Source organism: Saprospiraceae bacterium (assembly GCA_026129545.1).
Classification (GTDB): Bacteria; Bacteroidota; Bacteroidia; order Chitinophagales; family Saprospiraceae; genus M3007.
Map to the genome: position 1 here is coordinate 1453013 of JAHCHX010000001.1, position 18294 is coordinate 1471306.

An 18294-nucleotide genomic window follows, 5' to 3' on the forward strand; every position below is an offset into this window, starting at 1 on the left:
TTACAAACCGAGAATGGTTGATAATCCCCTTCCCTAATCTTTTAAATCTTCCTCCTTCGCCATGACTGAACTTGCATTTTTTTCCCGCAAAAAGACCAAAGGAGCTTTCAGCATCGGCCAGATTTTCGAGAGCCTTGCAAAAGCATTGGCCGAACAAAGGCTGGTGACCGAATTGGAGCTTCCCTACCCTACCAACAGCATCTGGAATTTGTTGGGCAACCTTGCATCTGCGCGCCGCAACGCCATACATGGCGTGAACCACATCACCGGCGATGCGCACTATGTCGTGCTGGGCATCAATCGAGGACGAACGGTGCTGACAGTGCATGACTGCGTCCTGCTGGCGCGTACGCCCCGCCATAACCTCAAATACCACTTGTATAAATGGCTTTGGTACAAATGGCCGATTCGGAAGGCCGATGTCATCACCGCCATTTCTGAAAAATCCAAAGAAGAAATAGTGCGCTACACGGGCTGCTCGCCTGAAAAAATAAAAGTCATCCCAAACTGTGTAAACCCGATATATCGCTATTCGCCGCAGCCATTTGGAGCAGATGTCCCACGCATTCTGCACATCGGGACCGCGCCGCACAAAAACCTGCCCCGCGTCGTCGCTGCTTTGAAAGGGATTAACTGCGTGTTGGAAATCGTAGGCCAATTGAACACGGAACAACAGGCCATGCTCGCCGCTTCGGGTGTTCGCTACGAAAATCGCTTCAACCTGAGCCTCGAAACGCTGGCCAAACGCTACCGCGCCGCCGATTTGGTAGTATTTGCCTCCTTGTATGAGGGCTTCGGAATGCCCATCATCGAGGCTCAAGCCACCGGGCGGCCTGTGGTGACGAGCAACATCGAGCCGATGACGTGGGTGGCTGGCGAGGGTGGCGCTTGCTTCGTCAACCCGACAGACGTGCAATCCATTCGCACCGGGATGCTCAAGGTGTTGTATGATGCCGATTTTCGGGAAAAACTTATTCGGCAGGGGTTGGAAAACGTGCAACGATTTTCGGTCGAGCAGATTGCCAGCCAATACGCCGAGGTGTACGATAATTTATACCCCAAAGCCCCAAAAACCGTCAGGGAAACCTACCCAATCGTATAACCCACCCTCAAATCCGCAGTATGTGCGGAATAACCGGAATAATCGGCTCAGAGCCGATTGACGGCAAGCAAGCGCGCATCCGGCGCATGACACAACGGCTTGCCCACCGAGGCCCCGATGCGGAAGGCTTTTTCATTGAAAACGAAACCGCGCTGGGGCATCGCCGCCTTTCCATTATTGACCTTTCCGACGATTCCAATCAACCGATGTTCGATGCGAGCGGGCGTTACGTGCTGGTTTTCAATGGCGAAATCTACAATTACCGCGAGGTAAAAGCCTTGCTGCCCGACTATCCCTTCCGCACCCATTCCGATTCGGAAGTTATCCTCGCCGCATATTCCCGATGGGGCGCCGATTGCCTCCAACATTTCAACGGGATGTTTGCCTTCGCTATATGGGACAGGAAGCAGCAAGAACTCTTCGTCGCCCGCGACCGCCTCGGCGTGAAGCCATTATACTATTTCCACGATGGCGGTGTTTTTGCTTTTTCATCTGAAATACGCTCTTTGCTCGCCTCAGGTCTCATCCGAGCAAGACTTGACCCCGCCGCCACTTGCAACTATTTCATGTATCAATCGGTGTGCGCTCCCCTGACGATTGTGGAAGGCGTGTTTCGTGTGTTGCCGGGCGAATGTGGCATTTTCAAAAATGGAGAATTCAACAAGCGGTTGTATTGGCAAATAGAGCACTCTGGTGAGACTAATGTGGACGACGACCCTGCGAGGGTAGGCAAACAAATCCGCCGCTTGCTGACCGAATCGGTGGAACGGCGCATGGTGAGCGACGTGCCGTTGGGCGCTTTTTTGTCGGGCGGCATAGATTCGAGCACGGTGGTAGGTTTGATGGCGGAATGTTCGGCGCAACCCGTGAATACATTTTCCATCAATTTTGCAGAGCGAGAGTTCGACGAATCGAAGTATTCCTCCTTGATTGCCAAGCGGTTCAAGACGCATCACACACCCCTCTTGCTTCGCGCCAACGACTTTTTGGAAACCTTGCCCGAAGCTTTGGCCGCCTTGGACAGCCCCAGCGCCGATGGTTTCAATTCCTATTTGGTTGCTAAAATCACCAAAAAAGCAGGCATCACCGTGGCGCTCTCCGGCATTGGTGGCGATGAGTTGTTCGCCGGATATACGACGTTCTTGTATTGGCTGCGCATTCACCGGCAATGGTGGTGGTATTTGCCTGCCGGGCTGCGCACACTCGTCGGGCAAACGCTGCACCAATACAGTCGCACCGCCCGCATGATGCGCCTGAGCGATATTGCTTCCGCGAAATCGCCCGACATCGAGCATATTTACCCCTCTATGCGGCAGGTTTTGGCACCCCATCAGGCAATGAAATTGATGCGCAACGTGGAGCATATCGAGGACCCTTTGCAAAGCATCCTTCAAGCCCGTCGTGAAGCATTGCATCGTTTGCCTTTATTGAGCCAATATTCCGCTGCCGAGCTGCTCGGCTACACGTTCAATGTGCTGCTCAAAGACACCGACCAAATGAGCATGGCCTCTGCGCTCGAAGTGCGCGAGCCGTTTTTCGACTACAAACTCGTGGAGTATGTGTTGCAAATACCCGACGCGCTCAAATATCCGCATTACCCGAAAAGCCTGTTGGTGGAATCCATGTCGCCGCTCCTGCCCAACGAAATTGTCCACCGTCCCAAAAAGGGTTTTTCCATGCCATGGAAGTATTGGCTGCGCAATGAATTGAGCGGCTGGTGCAAAGAAAAATTGGACAACCTCTGCCAACGCTCGGAGTTCAACGCCGATGAAATCCAACAACTTAGCCGCCATTTTTTCCAAACCTCCAACGGCAAAACATGGGTGCAGGTCTTTCAAATGGCTGTTTTGGAGGACTGGCTCGAACGCAACGACGTCGTCGCTTGAAAATCCTTTTCCCCATCGGAACACTCTACCCCTCGCAGCAAGGCGGCCCCAGCAACACGGTATATTGGCTGGCGAAGGCGCTGGTGAAAGCGGGTATTGAGGTGACTTGCGTGACGACTGACATACTAACACAAGGCGTGCCGCGAGATAAATGGCTCTCCACAGACTATGGTGAGGTAATTTATTGCAGCACTCGCCATGCAATGTTCGCCGTTCGGATGATGTGGGAGTCGTTCAAAAAACTGTTCCACTGCGATGCAGTGCATCTTACTTCTGTGTTCAACACTGGGTCGTTGTTCATGGCTTTTTGCAGCACTCTTGTCGGAAAGCCCCTTGTTTGGTCACCAAGAGGAGAATTCGACAAAGAAGCATTAATTTATAGTTTTCACAAAAAGAAATGGGTGTTGTGGTTAGTAAAAAGAGTGTTTGCCAAAAAGGTGTTTTTTCATGCGACAAGTCCAATGGAGTGGTTTGATATAAAAAATGTAATGGGCGATAAAGTACAAATCATCGAAATCCCAAACTATATGGAACTTCCCGAAAAACGTTGCACAAAGTCCAGCGAGAGATATATCTTATTCATAGGCAGAATTCACCCTATAAAAGCGGTGGATAACCTAATACGAGCCATCGGACTATCAAAGAAATTTACAGCCTCCGGTTTCAGCTTGTGGATTGCGGGCAACGACAAAAACGAATACGCCGATAGCCTAAAAGCAATGGCTGAATCGTTGAACATTACCCATAATGTCAAATTCATCGGCCATGTGGAAGGCCTGGAAAAACAGGAGCTCTATGCGGGCGCGCACTTCACCCTGATGCCTTCGCACACGGAGAATTTTGGAAACGTCGTTATCGAATCACTGGCGCAAGGGACGCCGGTCATCGCCTCAACTGGTACGCCATGGAAAAAATTAGAAGAAAAAAAAGCAGGTTTTTGGTGCGGCAACGAGCCTGCTGAATTGAGTCGCCAAATTGAACGCGCTATTGAAATGAATGAAGAAGAATATAAACAATATCGGAGAAATGCTTTTCAATTAGCCACGCAGGAGTATAACATTTACGAAAACATCCACATCTGGATTGAGGCTTACGAGAAGTTGATAAACAGCGCGAAATGAAACCTGCCAATTTCAAAAACTTCTCCACCAGCTCTCTTGGCTTCGGCTGCGCAAAATTGACAGCACACGACAGCGAACAGGCTGCGCGGCGAACATTGGAAGTCGCCTTTGAGGAGGGCATACGACATTTCGATGTGGCTCGGCTCTACGGGTTTGGCCAAGCGGAAGGAATGTTGGGGCGTTTTATCCGGGACAAAAGAAGTCAGGTGACAGTGACGACCAAGTTCGGCCTCCACCCCCCTCGGCTGCCTTTTTTCAATTTGCGTTTGCTCAATCTGGCGCGGCGAGTTGTCTCCAAAATACCTTCGCTCAAAAACAAAGTTGTAGATTCGGCTGCCTTTTCGCCTGTTCGAGGTCGTTTTTCAGCAAAAGAAGCAGAGGAAAGTTTGAACACAAGCCTGCGAGAACTGCAAACCGATTATGTGGATATTTTGCTGTTGCACGAGTGTTCGCTGGAAGATGCCAATCAACCAGAGATATTGAAATTCTTAGACTCCGCCGTTCAAGCAGGCAAAATCCGACTGTCCGGCCTCGGCACGCATTGGCGCAATTTACCGATTGATTTTCACGACATCGCATCCGAATATTCAGTCATTCAGCTTGAAAACAACATACAGCAAAACGCGATTCAGCAGTTCGCCAACCGCGATGAGCGCCTGCTGATAACGCACGGGGTGTTCAACACCAGCCAAAGCAAAGACCCCGACACCGCGCTCGAATATGCCCGCAGCAGCAACCCCAACGGTATTACTCTCTTCAGTTCCACCAACATTGAGCACATTCGCCACAATGCTCGCATTTGGCGAAGTCTAATTTGAAACATGAGCATTGACTATTCAAAAATCGCTCCTTTGCGCAATTTTGCCAGACAAACCGGCTTGGTTTGGCTGCTATCGTTGCCCAGCCATTGGAAACGCTCACAGCGCAAATTCGAATACGAACGCACAAAACCTACTGTGGCAATCGTCGGTTTCGATAATTTGTCCGTCCAGATGCGCACGGAAAATCTCTATGAATGGATGCGCGCACAATCTTTCCACGACGACCAGCACATCATCAGCGCAGCTATGCGGCAGTTGCGACCCGGCGACAATTGCTGGGACATCGGGGCAAGCATCGGGTTGTATTCCGCTTTGTTTGGAAAAGCCGTCGGAGTGGGTGGGCAAGTGGTGAGTTTTGAGCCTGAAAACCGCTCGCGGGAAAAACTGCTGGCAAATATTGCCTTGAACGAACTGAAAAATATTCGCGTATTTCCAGTCGCATTAGGTCGAGAAAAGGGTCAATTTGATTTGGAACTGGCGACCGCCGCAAGTGCTGGCACTCACCGTTTGGTGACTTCGGGGCATTCGGAGAAAAAAGAAAACGTACAGCAAGTAGAGGTTTGGTCAGGCGATGAGTTTCGTGCTGCGAACCAACTCTCAGTACCGAATATGATTAAAGTTGACGTAGAGGGTCAAGAAGAAAATGTGTTGCTGGGCTTGAAAGACACACTCGCTGACCTCGCCTGTAAAGCTGTCGTCTGTGAAGTTCATTTTTCCATCTTGGCGGCCAATGGTGACGACGGCGCTCCAAAGCGAATCATGGAGTTGTTGAAATCCTGCGGTTTCAAGCAGCAAAATTGGATAGACGCTTCCCACTTAGCAGCCTACAAGTGATAATTGACTTCAATGATACTGCCCTTCCCGCCCATTTGGAAGCCGATTATTGCATCGTCGGCAGTGGGGTCGTCGGGTTAGCAATCTCGCTGGAGTTGCAAAAAACAGGCAAACAAATTCTCTTGCTCGAATCCGGCGACATGGAGCAAAATGGCTCTTACCAATCGCTCTACGATGCCGACATCACCGGACAACCGTTCAGCGGGCATCTGGAAGGTCGGTTCAGGATGTTCGGCGGAAGTTCCAACCGCTGGGGTGGCCAAGCACTTCCGTTACCGGAGATAATTTTTGAAGAACGAGACTGGATCCAACACAGCGGCTGGCCGATTCAACACTCTGATATTGAGCCTTTTTATCCGATGGCTGAACGATATTTGGGACTTGCCCCCCTGCCCTTCGAGACAGATTATTTTGCCAAGTTCAAGTTGCCAAATCTGAATCTCGATGAGCAGGTTTTGCAATATCATTTCTCTAAATGGAGCCCGCGCCCCAACTTGGGGAGAGAATATCTCAATCAACTCACCGCCTCACCCAACGTTCGGGTCGTGCTGCACGCCAACGTGACAAATTTGGAATTAGCCAAAGATTTAAAAACAGTTTGTCGAGCGAGTTTGCGATCCTTGGAAGGGAAAAATGGTGAAGCATCGGCCAAACGATTTATCCTCTGTTGTGGCGGCATCGAAAACGCTCGCTTGCTGCTGCTATCGAACAAACAACTGCCCGAAGGCATAGGTAATCAACGCGATTTGGTCGGACGTTTTTTTCAAGACCATCCCACCGTTCAAATTGCTACGCTGAAACCATTGGAGAAAGACCGAGTTCAAGCCTACTTCAATGCCCGTTTTTTGAACACAACTCGCCTCTTGCCACGCCTCTCTTTGAGCGATAAATACCAGAAGAAACACCGTCTCTTAAGCGCATCTTCTACCATTCAGTTCATCGTGCCGTCGGAAAATGCTGCCGAACAATTGCGGAGCATTTTCAGAAAAATCAGCCGGCGGCAGTTCGACACTTCACTGTTCGCCCACGCATGGAAAGCCGCTTTACAGTTGCCCGCCGCTGCCGCTACCGCAGCCGATTATCTGTTGAGCCAACGGGTTTATTTGCCCGGCTCAGAATACCGATTGGCGGTCATCATGGAGCAAGAACCTGACCCTGAAAGTCGAATTTATTTGTCTGAAAAATTGGACGCGCTGAGACAGGCTAAGACTGCAATCAATTGGAAACCAAGTGATTTGACACTCCGCACGCTAAAACATTTCAGCCGCGCAGCAAAAGAGGAATTGGAAAAAACCGGGCTTTGCAAAGTGGAACTTGACGACTGGCTAAATGAGCCACAGGACACTTGGCGCAAACAATTGGGCGACGCTTTTCACCACATCGGCACAACTCGCATGGCCGCTTCCGACTCAGAGGGAGTGGTGGACACCAACTGCAAGGTGTTCGGCACTGAGAATCTTTACATAGCGGGAAGTTCCGTTTTCCCTTCCGGCGGACATTCCAACCCAAGTCTGGCGGCTATCGCGTTGGGGTTTCGACTGGCAGAACATTTGAAAAATTGAAACTTTCCCTCACCGTCATCATCCTCACCTACAATGAGGAATTGCACCTCGAACGCTGCATCCGCAGCGTGCAGCCGGTGGCAGAGCGCATCGTCATCGTAGATTCTTATTCGACCGACGGAACTTTGGAAATCGCGCAATCGCTTGGCGCCGAGGTGTTTCAAAACCCGTTCGTCCATCAGGCGCAGCAATTCCAATGGGCATTGGACAACATCCCCGTCAGCTCCGAATGGGTGATGCGCATGGATGCCGACGAGTATATTTTCCCCGAACTGGCCGATGAACTTGCCGCCCGGCTCTCGCAACTCCCCCCCGAAACGACCGGCCTCGGCATCAAGCGCCGCGTTTTTTTTATGGACAAATGGATACGGCGCGGCTACTACCCCATGGTGCTGCTCCGCGTGTGGCGCAACGGAGCGGCCTACATCGAGCAAAAGTGGATGGACGAACACATCCGATTGAAACACGGACGAATGGAAGTGCTGCAATACGACATGGCCGACCACAACCTCAACAACCTGACTTGGTGGACGGCCAAGCACAATGCCTACGCCACCCGCGAAGCAGTGGAGCGGCTGAACGCACAGCACCATTTTTTGGAAAAAGCGCCGGGCGAAACGAGCGACAGCAAAACCAAGTGGCACAAACAGTTGTACACGCGGCTGCCCTTGTTTGTCCGACCTTTTCTCTACTTTTTCTATCGCTATTTCCTGCGCCTTGGCTTCCTCGAAGGCAAGCCGGGGTTGATTTGGCACGTCCTGCAAGGCTTCTGGTTCCAGTTTCTGGTGGATGCCAAAATTTACCAAATCAAGTATTTGGCAAAAAAACAAGGCAAGAGCGTACGGCAAGTTTTGACTGAGAATTTTGAAATAAAACTCCCTAACGAGTAATCCTCGCCCCCTCACTTTTTCATGTTCATCCTCTCCCTCAACGCCTACCACGGCGACGCCTCAGCCGCCATTTTTAAAAACGGCGAACTCATCGCTGCCACCGAAGAAGAGCGCATCCGCCGCGTGAAACACTGGGCAGGCCTGCCCGTCGAAGCCGCTCGATTTTGCTTGCAGGAGGCTGGTATTTCGCTGGATGAAGTAGATTTCATCACCGTCTCCCGCGACCCGAAAGCAAAGTTTTTGGAAAAAATAATCTACGCCCTCAAAAGCGGCACGGCCTTCGGCGCCCTTCGCAGCCGCGCCGCCAATTCGCTAAAAATCAGGTCAATCACCCAAGACTTGGCTGCCGCCCTCAATAATTCTAAATCCTCTAAATCTTCCCCCACTCATTTCATCGAACACCACCGCAGCCACCTCGCCTCGGCATTCTTCGTGTCGCCTTTTGAAGAGGCCGCGCTGCTCTCCGTTGACGGTTTCGGCGATTTCAGCAGCACCATGCGTGCCGTCGGTCGCGGCAACCGCATCGAAGTGCTCGACAGCGTGTCGTACCCCCATTCACTCGGCATTTTTTACACGGCTTTCACGCAGTACCTCGGCTTCCCGCACTATGGCGACGAGTACAAAGTCATGGGCTTGGCGCCTTACGGGAAACCCTCGCTCGTAGAGCAGGTTCGAGAGACTATTTTTTTGAAAAAAAACGGGTTGTTTGAACTCTCCCCCCGCTATTTCCGCCATTTCCGCGAAGGCGTGAACATGAGTTGGGAAGGGGGAGCGCCGCACATAGAGCCGCTTTTTTCAAATGAGTTTGTCAAAAAATTCGGCGCGGCGCGGCAAAAAGACGAACCCCTCGACGACCACCACCGCGACTTGGCCGCCTCGGTGCAAAAAGTCTGCGAAGAGGTGATTTTTCACCTTGCCAACGACCTGCAACACCGCACGGGTTTGAAAGCCCTCTGCCTCGCGGGTGGCGTGGCGCAAAACTCGGTGGCCAACGGCAAAATCGTGCAGAACACCTCCTTCGAGCGCCTTTTCGTCCCTCCGGCAGGCCACGACGCGGGCACGGCGGTGGGCGCGGGTTTGTATTTTTATCATCAAATGCTGGGCAATCCGCGCTCGCCATTTCGCCACCAAGCCTACACGGGCGCGCAATTTTCCAACGAGCAAATCGAAGCATGCCTGCGCAGCCGCAACATCGCCTTCGAACGCCTCGACGATGCGCAACTTTTTGACGCCGCGACCGATTGCCTGCTCGGCGGAGGCGTGGTCGGCTGGTTTCAAGGTCGGGCGGAATTCGGTCCGCGCGCGCTTGGCAACCGCTCCATCCTCGCCGACCCCCGCCGCGCCGATGCCAAAGATTTGCTCAACGCCAAAATCAAGCGCCGCGAGAGTTTTCGCCCTTTCGCGCCTTCCATTTTGAGAGAGTTTGCCGCCGAATATTTCGAGCAGGAAGACAGTGTGCCATTCATGGAAAAGGTGTTTTTAATCAAACCCGAAAAACGCCTGAGCATTCCCGCCGTGACCCACGTGGACGGCACAGGGCGCCTTCAAACCGTCGAGCAACAAGACAATCCGCGCTATCACGCCCTCATTCATCGTTTTTTTGAAAAAACAGGCGTGCCGATTTTGCTCAATACTTCTTTCAACGAAAACGAGCCGATTGTGAACACGCCCGAACACGCGCTGGAATGTTTCCTGCGCACGAAAATGGATATGCTCGTTTTGGAAAATTGGGTGGTGAGAAGATAAAGAACACAGAGGCACAGAGGCACGGAGCAAACTTTTACAAACACAATAAAAAAACTCTGTGCCTCCGTGTCTCTGTGTTTAATCATCTAAGGAACACAGAGGCACAGAGGCACGGAGCAAACTTTTACAAACACAATAAAAAAACTCTGTGCCTCCGTGTCTCTGTGTTTAACCATCTAAGGAACACAGAGGCACAGAGGCACGGAGCAAACTTTTACAAACACAATAAAAAAACTCTGTGCCTCCGTGTCTCTGTGTTTAACCATCTAAGGAACACAGAGGCACAGAGCAAATTTTTACAAACACAATAAAAAAACTCTGTGCCTCCGTGTCTCTGTGTTTAAAAAACAAAAACTTGAAACTCTCCATCGTCACCCCCGCCTTCAACAGCGCCGCGACCATCCGCGACACGCTGGAGAGTATTGAAAAGCAAGATTTTCCAAACTTGGAGCACATCATCGTGGACGGCGGCTCGACGGACGACACCCTCAAAATTGCAGCCGAATTTCCCCGCGTCAGTAAAATCATCAGCGAACCCGACAGAGGGCTTTACGATGCCATGAACAAGGGGGTGAGCATGGCAACCGGCGAGGTGGTGGTGGTTTTGAATTCCGATGATTTTTACGCCCATTCGCAGGTGCTTAGCCGCGTGGCAGCCAAATTTCGGGAGACCAACGCAGATACTTTGTACGCTGATTTGGAGTACGTTCACCCCGAAAACACGAGCCGCGTAGTGCGGCATTGGAAAGCGGGAGCATTTCACCCCAAAAATTTTCAACGCGGTTGGATGCCCCCCCACCCTACCTTCTTCGTGCGACGGCATTTGTACGAACGATTCGGCCTCTTTGACATCTCCCTCCGCTTCTCGGCAGACTACGAATTGATGCTCCGTTTTTTGTTAAAAAACAATGTCTCGACGTGCTACCTCCCCGAAGTCATCGTGCGGATGCGGGCGGGCGGTGCCAGCAACGCCAATTGGCGCAACCGCTTTCGAGCAAACCTCGAAGACCGCCGGGCTTGGAAAATGAACGGCCTGCGCCCCAAATTCTACACGCTCTACCTCAAACCGCTCCTGAAAATCCCGCAATACCTGTAATGTCGCTCGCCAACACGCTTCGATTCCTGCTCACCCACCCGCTCGCTCGCCGCAATCGCCCTGCGGCGTTCAGTCGTTTCATCAAATGGCAAATCAATGCCCGCTTGAACCCCCACCCCGTCGCTTATCCCTTCGTCGGCGACACCAAACTGCTGGCGTGGAAAGGATTGACAGGCGTCACGGGCAACATTTACGCAGGACTGCACGAGTTCGAGGACATGGCGTTTCTACTTCATTTTCTCCGTGAAAAAGATTTTTTCGCCGACATCGGGGCGAACGTGGGCAGTTACACCGTGCTGGCTGCCGGCGTTTGCGGAAGCAAGACCCTCGCCGCAGAACCCTTGCCCGACACTTTTAAAATACTCGCGGAGAATGTGGCAATCAACTATTTAGCCGAAAAAGTCATTTTGAAAAACATCGGCCTCGGCGAAAAAAACGGCGTGTTGCCTTTTACAAAATCGCTCGACACGACCAACCACGTCGCAATGGAGGGCGAAACCGACACCCTCGAAGTACCCGTGCAAACGCTCGACGAGACCCTGCCGGAAGCGCCGCAACTCATCAAAATTGATGTGGAAGGCTTCGAAATGTCCGTCCTGAAAGGAACAGTCAAAACATTGGCGAACCCGTCGCTGAAGGCGCTCATCATTGAAATCAACAGCGCCTCCAATCGCTATGGCCACAACAGCGACGAGGTGCATCAATTATTGGTCGAGCAAAATTTTCGCCCTTTCGAGTACGAGCCTTTTTCCCGAAAAATCTCGCCGCTTTCGGGGCCAAACGACGGGAACACGCTCTACCTGCGCGACCTTGATTTTGTAAAAAAACGTGTCGAAACTGCCAAGAAAATCAAGGTCTTGGAGCAAGAATTTTAACCCTTGAAAATCCACCTTATCGTCGGCGCTCGCCCCAATTTCGTCAAAGCGGCTGCGCTGTGGCAAGCCTTCCGCGAATACTCGGAACTCAATCTTGACATCATTCACACAGGTCAGCACTACGACGCGGCGCTCGACCGAATTTTTTTCCAACAACTCGAAATCCCCGAACCCGCCCATTGCCTCGGCGTGGGCAGCGACACCCCCGCCCGCCAGTTGGCGCAAATGCTCCTCGGCCTCGAACCCATTTTTGAAAAAGAAAAACCCGCGCTCGTCATCGTCGTCGGCGACACCAACTCGGCGCTCGCTGGCGCTCTGGCCGCTTCAAAAATGCAAATCACCCTCGCCCACGTCGAGGCGGGTTTGCGCAGCGGCGACCGCGCGATGCCAGAGGAAATCAACCGAATTTTGATTGACAACGTGGCGGACTATTTGTTCGTGACGGAACAGGCAGGGTTGGACAATCTCAGAACGCAACTTTCGGAAAGTTCGATGCCGAAAATATTTTTCACCGGCAACTGCATGCTCGACACGCTCGTGCGTTTTCGGGAAAAAGCCACCGCCACTTCGACGTTTCAACAACTTGGTTTGCAGGCAAAAAACTACGCCCTCGTCACCCTGCACCGCCCTTCCAACGTGGACACCCCCGAAGGCTTGGAGGCCGTCGTAAAAATGGTGGAAACAGTTTGCCAAGAAGTTCCAGTCATTTTTCCCCTGCATCCGCGCACACGATTTTCTTTGGAAAAATTTGGTTTGAAAGGGCGCTTAAAATCATTGAAAAACCTCCAACTCCTCGAACCGCAGGGGTATCTCGAATTTTTGAACCTCATGGAAAATGCAGCCCTCGTCGTCACCGATTCGGGCGGCGTGCAAGACGAAACCTCCTTTCTCGGCGTTCCTTGCCTGACCCTGCGCACCACGACCGAACGACCCGTGACCATCGAACTGGGAACGAACGAGCTAATGCCGACACCCGATGCAGAGCTCGTCAGAAAAAAAATTCGCCAAGCCCTCGAAGGCCAATGGAAACCCGGCGCCGTGCCGCCGCTCTGGGACGGGCAAGCCGGACGACGAATTGCGGAAATTCTGGTAAATTTGTCTCCTCAATCCGATTGAAGGGCAAGGTTTTTGCCTGCCCGCAGCAAAAAAATCAACTCGATGAAGAAAGCTTTAATCACCGGCATCACTGGGCAAGACGGGGCTTACCTCGCCGAACTGCTCCTGCAAAAAGGCTACGAAGTGCACGGCATCAAGCGCCGCAGCTCCTTGTTCAACACCGACCGCATTGACCACCTTTATCAAGACCCGCACGTCAATCACCGGAACTTTGTGCTGCACTACGGCGACTTGACCGACTCGACGAATCTGATTCGCATCGTGCAGCAGGTTCAACCCGACGAAATCTACAACCTCGGCGCGCAAAGCCACGTCCAAGTCAGTTTCGACACGCCCGAATACACCGCCAACGCCGACGCGGTGGGCGCTTTGCGGCTGTTGGAGGCCATTCGCCTGCTGGGTCTGACCGATAAAGTAAAATTTTACCAAGCCTCCACCTCCGAACTTTACGGCCTCGTGCAGGAAGTGCCGCAAAAAGAGACCACACCATTTTACCCGCGCTCGCCTTACGGGGTAGCAAAACTGTACGCCTACTGGATTACGGTCAACTACCGCGAATCCTACGGGATGTTCGCCTGCAACGGCATCCTCTTCAACCACGAAAGCCCGATTCGCGGCGAGACCTTCGTGACCCGTAAAATCACCCGTGCCGTCGCCAAAATTTCGCTCGGCCTCCAAGACAAACTCTGGCTCGGCAACCTCGATGCCAAGCGCGACTGGGGCCACGCCCGCGACTATGTGGAAGCCATGTGGCTCATGCTCCAGCAGCCTGTGGCCGAAGATTTCGTCATCGCTACCGGCAAGACGACCGAAGTGCGCGAGTTCGTTCGCATGGCTTTCCGTGAGGCTGGCATCGAAGTGGATTTTTACGGCGAAGGCATCAACGAAAAAGGCATGGTCGTCTCTTCAAAAAGCCCTCACGTCAGCGTCGGCCAAGAGGTCGTCGCCATTGACCCGCGCTATTTCCGACCAGCGGAGGTGGATTTGCTCATCGGCGACCCCTCGAAAGCGAAAGCAAAATTGGGCTGGTCGGCAAAACACTCGCTGGAAGAACTGGTGCAGGACATGGTGCAGTCGGACTTGAAATTGTTCGAGCGCGAAGAGTATTTGAAAAGCGGCGGTTTTGCGATTCAGAATCAGTTTGAATGATGTCCCTCATTATTCGTCACCCTGTAAGGGGTCTGCCCGCTTTGTGAAGGGGAACTTCGCAAAGCGGGCTTTTTCTTTTCAGCAAGATTTTTTTCAAAAAACTAACTTGCGCTCAAAATCAGGAATTATGACGACGACAGCAGCCGAAGCGCCTTTGTTGAAAAAACCGCGCAAGCCCAAAGCGGTGCCGGAATACCTCATCTACGAGGTATTGGACGGCATCCCCCTTTACTATGCGGGCTATGAGCAGGTTTTGAAAAACAAAAAAACGCTTGACGATATCATAGGTTACGGAAGCAAACAATGGGTTTTGTTGACCCTAATCGCCGATTATCTCCGTCCGCTTTTAAGCAATGACTTAATTCTGTTGCAAGGCGAAGGCGGCATCCATCTTTCCCACCGCACTAATCTTTCGCTTGATATAGCGATTTATGAGAAAGCCAAGTTGTCTTTTGACAAGTTGGAAAACAAATACTTCGACTTCCCGCCGAAGGTCATCATCGAAGTAGATACCAAAGCCCATCAGCCGGAATTTACCATTCCAAATTATTATCAGCGCAAAACCCAGCGCCTGCTCGACTTTGGGGTGGAACAAGTCGTATGGGTTTTTACCGACCCGCGCAAAATCACTTCGGCGAAAAACGAGGGGCCTTGGCTCACAGTCAACTGGCACGAAAACGTGGAAGTCATGGGACACACCCTGAACCTGCAATCTTTGGTGGACCAATTGAAATAGCCTGAATGACATTGTTTTGGTCGAATTGACGTTCTTTGCGGCGAACAACGCAACATGAACAGGCACGACAAAATTTACATCGCAGGGCACAAAGGGATGGTCGGCTCGGCGATTTTGAGAAAACTGCAACGAGAGGGTTTCGAGCATTTTGCGCTCGCCAATTCGCGGCAACTCGATTTGCGCAACCAATTGGAGACCAACGAGTTTTTCAGAAAAGAAAAACCCGACTACGTCTTCCTCGCTGCCGCCAAAGTGGGCGGCATCCTCGCCAACAACACCTTCCGCGCCGAATTTTTATACGACAATTTGATGATTGAAGCCAACGTCGTCGAGGCGGCTCGGCAAAATGGCGTGAAAAAACTCTTGAGACTCGGCTCTTCCACGATTTACCCAAAATTGGCGCCCCAACCAATGAAAGAAGAGTACCTCCTGACCGGTCTTTTGGAGCCGACCCACGAGCCGTATGCCATCGCCAAAATCGCAGGCATCAAACTTTGCGACACCTACCGCGCCCAATACGGCTGCAATTTTATCTCCCTGACCCCCACTAATTTGTACGGCCCGAACGACAATTTTCACCCTGAAAACAGCCATGTGGTACCGGGCTTGCTTCGCAAATTTCACGAGGCAAAAATGAAGGGCGAGCCTTTCGTCACCATCTGGGGCACAGGCAATCAGCGCCGCGAACTGCTTCACGTGGACGACCTCGCCGACGCTTGCTATTTCCTAATGCAACACTTCGATGAGCCGGGGTTCATCAATGTCGGAACGGGAGAGGATATCGCTATTTTGGAACTGGCACAGTTGGTGCAGCGCGTCGTGGGCTACGAGGGCGAAATACGCCGTGACACCTCAAAGCCCGATGGCGCGCCGCGCAAACTTTTAGATGTCGCCAAATTGAACGCACTTGGCTGGAAGGCAAAAATTGGACTGGCAGAGGGCATAAGTGCCGTGTACGACAACGTGAAAGAGCAATTGTAAAGGAACCAAATCCCAGAATAAAATGTATTTTTGTGTCGTAAAATTCTCTTGCACATGACAAGCCCGGAAATAGAAGAAAGATTCACGACGGTGGAGGCAGCCTTGGCTGAGTATATCATCACGACCAACCGCAGTCAGCTCAGGCTCGAACGCGCTTTGGAGCAGTTGTCCAAGGAAATGAAAGAGTTCAAAGATGAAATGAAAGGTTACAAGGAAGAATCGCGTCAAGAGTTTCGGGAAATGAAGAAACAATGGGGCGAATTGGCCAACAAAATGGGCACCTTGGTGGAAGACATCATCGCGCCAGCCGTGCGTCCGGTAATGGAACAATACTTCAAGGAAGAGGTAACTTATTTGGCTGTCAATGTTCGGAAAAAAGACAAGGCTCAAAATCTCCGAGGCGAATTCGATGTCATCGCTGCATCGGCTTCCCGTGTTTTTTTGATTGAAACCAAAAGCAGCCCCAAGAAGGAACAAATATCCACTTTCAAAAACGAGGTCATCCCTCGCTTTCGCCAACTTTTCCCCGAATACCACCACTTGCAACTCACCCCCGTCTTTTCAAGCCTCCGTTTTGAAGAAGATTTGATAGAGGTCGGCACTCAAGAAGGTATCTACATGATGGCCTACCGCGAGTGGGACTACATGGATTTGCTCAACTTCGAGGCACTTGCCAAGCCTTAATCTTTCCTGTTTAAATTTATGAAAAACACCAACCACACCTACGTCGCCATCATGGCCGGCGGCGTCGGAAGCCGTTTTTGGCCGGGCAGCCGGGAGGCGCGTCCCAAACAATTCCTCGATATGCTCGGCGTGGGCAAGAGCCTGCTGCGCCTCACCTTCGAGCGTTTCCTGCCGATTTGCCCCGCTTCCAATATTTTTATCGTCACGAATGTGGCGTATAAGGCGCTGATTAAGGAGCAAATTCCTGAAATAACGGATAACCAAATCCTCTGCGAGCCGAGCCGAAATAATACTGGCCCTTGCGTGGCTTACACTTCGTTCAAACTTGCCGCGCTCGACCCGGAAGCCAATTTCGTCATCGCGCCAAGCGACCATATCGTGTTGAAAGAGCAAGCATTTCTCGAAAAAATTCAACTCGCGCTCGACTTCGCAGCAGCAAACGACGCCCTCGTCACGCTCGGCATTCAGCCTTCCCGCCCCGACACGGGTTACGGCTACATTCAAATGGAAAATGAGTCCGCGACTGGCATCTTTAAAGTGAAAAGGTTTGCCGAAAAACCAGATTTGGAGACCGCCAAACAATTCGTCACTTCCGGCGAATACCTCTGGAACGCGGGCATTTTCGTCTGGAGCGTGCGCTCCATCCTCTCTGCTTTTGAAAACCTGTCGCCTGACATTTTCAATATTTTGCAACAAGGCGACGGCCTTTGGAACACCCCGCACGAGCAGGATTTTATTGATAAAAACTACCCTACCACGCCCAACATCTCGGTGGATTTCGCTATCATGGAAAAAGCAAAAAACGTCTTCACCGTGCCCGCCGAATTCGGTTGGTCGGACCTCGGCACTTGGGCGAGCCTCTACGCCGAATGCCCGAAAGACGAGCGCGGCAACGTGCTGCAAGGCGACCACATCTTGGCAATGGATATCGCGGATTGCTTGGTGCGCACCCCAAAAGGAAAGCTTGTGGTGTTGAAAGATTTGCGCGATTACATCGTCGTGGATGAAGGCGACGCGCTGCTTGTCTATCCAAAATCCAAGGAGCAGGAAATCAAACAAGTGACCGCCATAGTCAAGGAAAAGTTTGGCGAAACCTATCTGTGAAACACTTGCCAAGCGTCTGTTAACACAATTTAAAAAAAATTTCCTTGCAAAATTTTTGGCAATCAAAAACTTGCATACATTAGCCCCTGTAATTGTTTTACGGGCAAACCAACGAATATTTTGTTGCCTCGTCCGTTGCTCTTAACACTTTAATCCGCTTTTTTTACTCCGTTGAATTTGTAAAAGTCCCGGCCTGATTTGGTTTATTTTGTTCACTTACACACAAACGGCAGTCCGGATGAGAAACTTCACCGCAATCTCAGTCCACCCCGAAATTCAGGATGGAGCCCCCGTATTCAGCGGTACGCGCATTCGAATAGAAACCTTCTATGATTTCATGCGAATTGGTGTCAGTGTCAGCGAGTTTCTGGAAGAATTCCCTTCCATCACACGCGACCAAGCCATAGAAGTACACGACCTTGTGAAGCAGCATTACACCGTTGACCAAATCAAATCACTTGTGACAGGCCCGCTCAATCGCCCCGATGTGGTGGGCGGCCGCGCTTAACCTAAGCGACTCGTCATTTGTTTCCGTTGAAAAAATATGCTCCGAATTGGCCCTTCATAGGGTCGGTTCGGAGCGATTTTTTT

The 18294-nt window shown here is 51.6% G+C and carries 17 protein-coding genes; all 17 read left to right on the forward strand.

Annotated elements, in window-relative coordinates:
* The first annotated feature begins 61 nt into the window (after positions 1-61).
* Complete coding sequence (locus tag KIS77_05365; protein ID MCW5921751.1) at positions 62-1102, forward strand: glycosyltransferase family 4 protein; 1041 nt, start codon at positions 62-64, stop codon at positions 1100-1102.
* A 20-nt stretch (positions 1103-1122) separates the two neighbouring features.
* Positions 1123-2988, forward strand: coding sequence for an asparagine synthase (glutamine-hydrolyzing) (gene asnB, locus KIS77_05370; protein ID MCW5921752.1), 1866 nt, complete (start codon positions 1123-1125; stop codon positions 2986-2988).
* The gene (locus tag KIS77_05375; GenBank protein MCW5921753.1) at positions 2922-4109 is read left to right on the forward strand and encodes a glycosyltransferase; all 1188 of its coding nucleotides are present in this window, start codon (positions 2922-2924) and stop codon (positions 4107-4109) included. Before asnB ends, KIS77_05375 begins: the two co-directional genes overlap by 67 nt.
* A complete protein-coding gene (locus KIS77_05380) occupies positions 4106-4927 on the forward strand; it encodes an aldo/keto reductase (protein ID MCW5921754.1) in 822 nt (273 codons plus the stop codon). The genes KIS77_05375 and KIS77_05380 overlap by 4 nt, the downstream gene beginning before the upstream one ends.
* Before the next feature lie 3 nt (positions 4928-4930).
* A complete protein-coding gene (locus tag KIS77_05385) occupies positions 4931-5764 on the forward strand; it encodes an FkbM family methyltransferase (protein ID MCW5921755.1) in 834 nt (277 codons plus the stop codon).
* Positions 5728-7326, forward strand: coding sequence for a GMC family oxidoreductase (locus tag KIS77_05390; GenBank protein ID MCW5921756.1), 1599 nt, complete (start codon positions 5728-5730; stop codon positions 7324-7326). The genes KIS77_05385 and KIS77_05390 overlap by 37 nt, the downstream gene beginning before the upstream one ends.
* A complete protein-coding gene (locus KIS77_05395; GenBank protein ID MCW5921757.1) occupies positions 7323-8216 on the forward strand; it encodes a glycosyltransferase family 2 protein in 894 nt (297 codons plus the stop codon). Before KIS77_05390 ends, KIS77_05395 begins: the two co-directional genes overlap by 4 nt.
* A 21-nt stretch (positions 8217-8237) precedes the next feature.
* Complete coding sequence (locus KIS77_05400; GenBank protein MCW5921758.1) at positions 8238-9962, forward strand: carbamoyltransferase; 1725 nt, start codon at positions 8238-8240, stop codon at positions 9960-9962.
* Between the two features lie 355 nt (positions 9963-10317).
* Positions 10318-11058, forward strand: coding sequence for a glycosyltransferase (locus tag KIS77_05405; GenBank protein ID MCW5921759.1), 741 nt, complete (start codon positions 10318-10320; stop codon positions 11056-11058).
* Entirely contained in the window at positions 11058-11933 is an 876-nt protein-coding gene (locus KIS77_05410) for an FkbM family methyltransferase (protein ID MCW5921760.1), read from the forward strand. The genes KIS77_05405 and KIS77_05410 overlap by 1 nt, the downstream gene beginning before the upstream one ends.
* Before the next feature lie 3 nt (positions 11934-11936).
* Positions 11937-13049, forward strand: a complete 1113-nt coding sequence (gene wecB / locus KIS77_05415) for a UDP-N-acetylglucosamine 2-epimerase (non-hydrolyzing) (GenBank protein ID MCW5921761.1) — start codon at positions 11937-11939, stop codon at positions 13047-13049.
* Positions 13050-13091: 42 nt separating this feature from the next.
* Positions 13092-14198 carry a GDP-mannose 4,6-dehydratase gene (gmd, locus tag KIS77_05420; GenBank protein MCW5921762.1) on the forward strand — a complete coding sequence of 369 codons (1107 nt, stop codon included), beginning with the start codon at positions 13092-13094 and terminating at the stop codon, positions 14196-14198.
* A 127-nt stretch (positions 14199-14325) separates the two neighbouring features.
* Positions 14326-14934, forward strand: a complete 609-nt coding sequence (locus KIS77_05425; protein MCW5921763.1) for a hypothetical protein — start codon at positions 14326-14328, stop codon at positions 14932-14934.
* Between the two features lie 54 nt (positions 14935-14988).
* Complete coding sequence (locus KIS77_05430) at positions 14989-15915, forward strand: GDP-L-fucose synthase (protein MCW5921764.1); 927 nt, start codon at positions 14989-14991, stop codon at positions 15913-15915.
* A 54-nt stretch (positions 15916-15969) separates the two neighbouring features.
* On the forward strand, positions 15970-16599 hold the full coding sequence (locus tag KIS77_05435; protein MCW5921765.1) for a hypothetical protein: 630 nt from the start codon (positions 15970-15972) through the stop codon (positions 16597-16599).
* 18 nt (positions 16600-16617) lie between these two features.
* Positions 16618-17703 (forward strand): mannose-1-phosphate guanylyltransferase, encoded by a 1086-nt coding sequence (locus tag KIS77_05440; GenBank protein ID MCW5921766.1) that lies wholly within the window; start codon positions 16618-16620, stop codon positions 17701-17703.
* A gap of 238 nt (positions 17704-17941) precedes the next feature.
* Complete coding sequence (locus KIS77_05445; protein MCW5921767.1) at positions 17942-18211, forward strand: DUF433 domain-containing protein; 270 nt, start codon at positions 17942-17944, stop codon at positions 18209-18211.
* Positions 18212-18294 lie beyond the last annotated feature (83 nt).